The organism is Luteococcus sp., assembly GCF_043424415.1.
Classification (GTDB): Bacteria; Actinomycetota; Actinomycetes; order Propionibacteriales; family Propionibacteriaceae; genus Luteococcus.
The window spans coordinates 1-4,710 of record NZ_JBHWOO010000118.1; the positions used below are offsets into that span (position 1 = coordinate 1).

4 protein-coding genes are annotated in these 4,710 nt (G+C 70.1%); 2 read left to right on the forward strand and 2 right to left on the reverse strand.

Translation table 11 applies throughout. From position 1 onward, the window contains the following. On the reverse strand, positions 1-1,725 hold a 1,725-nt coding region (locus ACHFFZ_RS07270), incomplete at its 3' end, for an ABC transporter ATP-binding protein (RefSeq protein ID WP_394275984.1). Between the two features lie 233 nt (positions 1,726-1,958). On the opposite strand from ACHFFZ_RS07270, the gene ACHFFZ_RS07275 reads away from it, so the two are divergent. Then, positions 1,959-3,179 carry an IS110 family transposase gene (locus ACHFFZ_RS07275; RefSeq protein WP_259793259.1) on the forward strand — a complete coding sequence of 407 codons (1,221 nt, stop codon included), beginning with the start codon at positions 1,959-1,961 and terminating at the stop codon, positions 3,177-3,179. Between the two features lie 125 nt (positions 3,180-3,304). After that, positions 3,305-3,556, forward strand: a complete 252-nt coding sequence (locus ACHFFZ_RS07280; RefSeq protein WP_394275985.1) for a hypothetical protein — start codon at positions 3,305-3,307, stop codon at positions 3,554-3,556. Between the two features lie 15 nt (positions 3,557-3,571). On the opposite strand, the gene ACHFFZ_RS07285 is transcribed toward ACHFFZ_RS07280, so the two are convergent. Then, on the reverse strand, positions 3,572-4,516 hold the full coding sequence (locus ACHFFZ_RS07285) for a hypothetical protein (protein ID WP_394275986.1): 945 nt from the start codon (positions 4,514-4,516) through the stop codon (positions 3,572-3,574). Positions 4,517-4,710: the final 194 nt, after the last annotated feature.

Sequence of the window (4,710 nt, forward strand, 5' to 3'; positions counted from 1 at the left end):
GTCGGCCTCCCTGGCTTGGGAGAGCCGGTGGGCTACGATCACCGTGGTGCGGCCCTTCGCCGCCTCCAGGGCAGCGCGCTCCAGCACCCGGGCCCCGGAGGATCCCTCATCGGCCGTGGCCTCGTCCAGCACCAGCACCGACGGGTCCTGCAGCACCACCCTGGCGAGGGCCAGCTGCTGGGACTGCTCGGCGGTGAGGCGTTCGCCCTTTTCGCCCACCTCGGTCTCCAGGCCCCGGGGCAGGCGCTCCACCCAAGCGTCGGCCTCCACGGTGCGCAGCGCCGCCCACAGCTCCTCGTCGGTGGCCAGCGGGCGGGCCAGCTTCAGGTCCTCCGCAAGGGTGCCGCGGAAGACGTGCACGTCCTGGCTGACGATCGAGGCGTGCGCGCGGACCGCCTCGATGTCGGCGCGGGCCAGATCGGCTCCGCCGTGCAGCACCCGGCCGTGGCGGGGAGTGAGGGTGCCGGTGATGATTGAGGCCAGGGTGGATTTGCCGGCACCGGAAGCACCCACCAGTGCGACCGTCTGACCGGCGGCGATGTCCAGGTCGATCGGGTGAAGCACCACCCGCTCCTGGCCGTCCTCGTCAGTGGTGTAGGAGTGGGAGACCTGCTCCAGGCGGATCGACGGATCCGTGGGACGCTCGCTGCCGGGGGAGGCCGCAGGGTCGATCGAGGTGATCACGCCGACCATGCGCGACAGGCTGGCACCGGCGCTCTGGACGTCGTCGAGGTTGAAGATGAACGCCAGCATCGGCCAGAACAGGCTGACCAGGTAGATCGCAGCCGCGGTGACCAGGCCCAGTGGTGCCCCGACCACCTGCACCATCACGAAGCCGATCACCATCACCGCCAGCAGGGCGATCGACTCGGGGATGTTGATCAGCATCACCAGGCGCCCCACCAGGCTCATCACCCGCATGTTCAGCACCGCGGCGGTCTCGGACAGCACCGCCACGTGGCGGGTCTCGCGGCGCTCGATGCCGTAGGCGTTGACGGTGGGGATGCCGTGGATGGCCGAGAGCAGTCCCTGCGCGCGGGCACCCATCGCCACGCGCTCCCGGCGGTACAGGGGAGCGGTGCGGCGCAGGTACCAGCGGGCCGAGACCGCGTACAGCGGGACGATTACCACCACCATCAGCAGCAGCCAGGGCGACAGGCTGGCCATGCCGGCCAGGGTCACCACCACCATGAACCCCAGCTGGATCAGGTTGGGAACCAGGTTGTTCACGGCGCGGGCGGCCACGTCTACGTCGTCGGCCACGCGGGAGAGGGCGTCGCCGATGCCGGTCTGCTCCATCGATTGGGCCGGCAAGTCCAGGGCACGGTCGATGACCTGTTCGCGCATGTCGGCGAGGATCCGCTGGCCGAGCGTGGAGATCATGGTCCAGCCCACTGCCATCAGCACCGCTTGCACGGCGCCGACGGCGACGATCTGCGCTCCGAGCGTCCACACGGCGGCGGAGGTGCCACCGGAGTCGACCACGTCCACCGCTGCACCGATCAGGCGCGGCAGGATCGCCGCAGCGACAGCGCTGCCGATGGTGATCAGCAGGGTGAGGAGGGTGAACCAGCGGTGCTCACCGAGGCGCGCCAGCATGTAGCGGGCGGCCTGGCCTCCACTGGCGATCGGCAGCAGCTGTGCGTGCTCGTGGAGCTGGCGCTGGGCGGTCGAATCGTCGCCCAGGACCTCCTCGACGGAGCGGTCCCAGTCGATCGTGCTCACTGGTGCACCATCCTTAGTGCGGCCTTGTTCGGTAAGGTCGTGACCACTCGGTCCCGGTGGGTGCACGGCCATTTGTGCGTGCCGTTCGACGGCCACGATGAGTTCTGCCGGCCCCGCCGGGCCGAGGCCATCTGAACGGCGTCAGGAACATGCCCCTTTGAGGGCCGAGCAGTGAGCTTCCGGCAGATGACCTCCACCAAGTGGTGCTCCTTCGATGAACCTGGAGTACGCGCATGTATGTCGGATGGGACTGGGGCAATACCACCCATGCTGTCGCTGTGATCGATGACCAGGGCCAGGTGATCGACCGCTGGCCCTGCCCCCACACCGAGGACGGGATTCGAGCCACCCTGGCCCGCCTGGCCAGCCACGGCCCTCCGGCTAGGCTGCCGGTCGCGATCGAGACCACCCGCGGGCTGGTGATCGACCGTCTCCTGGCCGCCGGGCATCCCGTGGTCCCGGTCCATCCCAACGCGTTCAACGCCGTCCGTCCCCGCTGGGGCGCTGCCCGCGCCAAGGACGACCCCGGCGACGCGTTCAAGCTCGCCGACTACCTCCGCACCGACGGGCACCGCCTGCGGACCCTGCGCCCGACCGAGCAGGCGACCCTCGAGCTGCAAGCGCTGGTCCGGGCCCGCGAGGACCAGGTCACCGCCCGCGTGGCCGCGACCAACCAGCTCGCCGCCCTGCTGGCCGAGCACTGGCCCGGCGCCGGGGTGGTGTTCGCCCGCCTGGACTCCGATATCGCCCTGGCCTTCTGCGACAGGTTCCCCACCCCAGCCTCGGCCAAGCACCTGGCCCCGGCCAGAATGCGGGACTGGCTCGCCCGGCAGCACTACTCCGGCCGCGTCGACCCCGCTGCCCTGGTGGCCAGGCTTCGTGGGGCCCCCGCGCCTGCCTCGCGGCTCGGTGAGGAGACGATCACCGCGCTGGTTCGCACACAGGTCCAGGTCATCCGGGCCCTCAGAACAGCGATCGATGACCTTGAAGCCCAGATCGAGACGGCTCTGGCCGCCCATTCCTGGGCAGCGTTGATCCAGCCCCTGCCCCGGGTGGGGATCGTCAACCTCGCCCAGATCATCGGGGAGATCGGACCGTTGCTCGAACACGCCTCCAACGCTGACCAGCTCGCCGCCGAGGCAGGCGTCGTGCCCGTCACCCGCGCCTCGGGTAAATCCCACGCGGTCGTGTTCCGCTACGCCACCAACCGGCGGGCCCGCCAAGCCCTGGTCCGCTGGGCAGACAACTCCCGCCACGCCTCGCCCTGGGCGAAGAACATTTACGAGACCGCACGCGCCCAGGGCAAACGCCATGCCCATGCCGTGCGGATCCTGGCCCGGGCCTGGCTGCGGATCATCTACGCCTGCTGGCGCGACGGCACCTGCTACGACCCCGCCACCCACCAAGCCCACAGAACCGACAGAACACACAAAACCACCGCTCTCGCGGCCTAGAGGTTGACTCAGGGAACTCATCGGGGGCCTTTCGTGTTCTCGTCGTCGAGGGCACGGCGCAGGGGCGGGGCGCTCGGGCGGGGAACGCCCCATCACTTCCTGATACCGCCGGTTTCAGGTACAGCATGCCGGAGCCGCGCCCCGGTGTCCAGGGCAACCGCGTGACCGTTGGGATCTCCTTCGGCGGCAACCTCGATAATGCCTGCGACCTGCAGCTGTTCGATGAGGCCAAGCCCGGCGCGACGGCCTCCACCTGCACCGTGGTGTTCACCGACGGGGAGGCCCCGGCCCAGGTGGCCTGGGAGGGTGACGACAAGGCCGATGGGGACGACAACCTCTATGAGGACCAGCCGGTGGTGTGGGTCAACGAAGGCTGACCCCGCACCCCGACCTCACCTGGTGACCCCGTAGTACAGGGGCATCCCCTCGGGGGTCTCGACGGAGAACTGGAGGGTGTCCAGGTCATCCTCCGGGACCACCACGGCCACGTTGACGGTGAGGGTCTGGCCGTCCACCAGGGCCGCTCCCTCGGACAGGGAGTTCGGCACCAGGCCGTTCACCTCGCCGTAGGTCATCAGATCGGTCTCGCCGCGCACCCACACTTCCTCGTTGATCCGGATGGAGCTGTCGCCCTCGTAGGTGACGTCGGCCGTCATCACCACCAGCTGATAGCCCGGCTGGAGCACGTCCACGCCCTCGGCGAGGGGGACGGTGGCGTCGGGATCGATGTCGGTGGCGCGCACGCTCACGGTGCCGCCGTCGAGGGTGGGCCAGGTGAAGGTGTGCTCCCCTACCGTGGCTGGCTGGCCGAACATGCCGGTGCCGTCGGTGACCTGGTTGCCGGAGGCATCGAGAACCACCCCGTCGGTGAATGCCGGCCCGTCATCGACCCCCACCCACACGGTGTCCTCGGCGATGAAGCTCCGCACGGCCGATACGAGCAGGCCGAGAGCGGCCAGGAGCGCCAGCAGCACCACCGCGACGATCGCCACGACAGCCCAGGCGGGGAACCCCTTGGACGCCTTGGGTGCGGTCCAGGGCCGAGCACCACCAACCGGGTGGGAGGCGTCGAATCCGTCGATCTCGTGCGGCGGCTCGGGCGAGTACCCACCCGCCAAGGGCGAGGAGTGAGCCCAGGACGAGGATGGGGCGGGGCCCGACCCCGCACCCATGAGCGGGGAGGGTGCGGTCTGCACGGGGGCCGCTGCCGGGCCGGCGGGCGCAGCCGTGGAGCCGACAGGAGCAGCTGCGGCAGGCGCGAGGTCAGCGTTCCCCGCAGTGGGGTCGGGCTCGGTGTCCCAGTCATAGGTCGACGGTGTCGACGGCGGCGTTGTCATGGGCGGAGCATAGACCCCAGCGGGTCAGGCCGGGACCTTGGTGAACAGGTACGACTGACCGTCGTGCCGATCGGGCCTCGGGCCGCGCTGTGCGAGCGCTTCCCCGGTGCCGCGATACGGCAGGCTGCCGGGGCCCGCGTCCGCAAGTGGGTGGACAGGTAGGAGATAGTGCGGGAGGGGCCGCCCGGCAGATC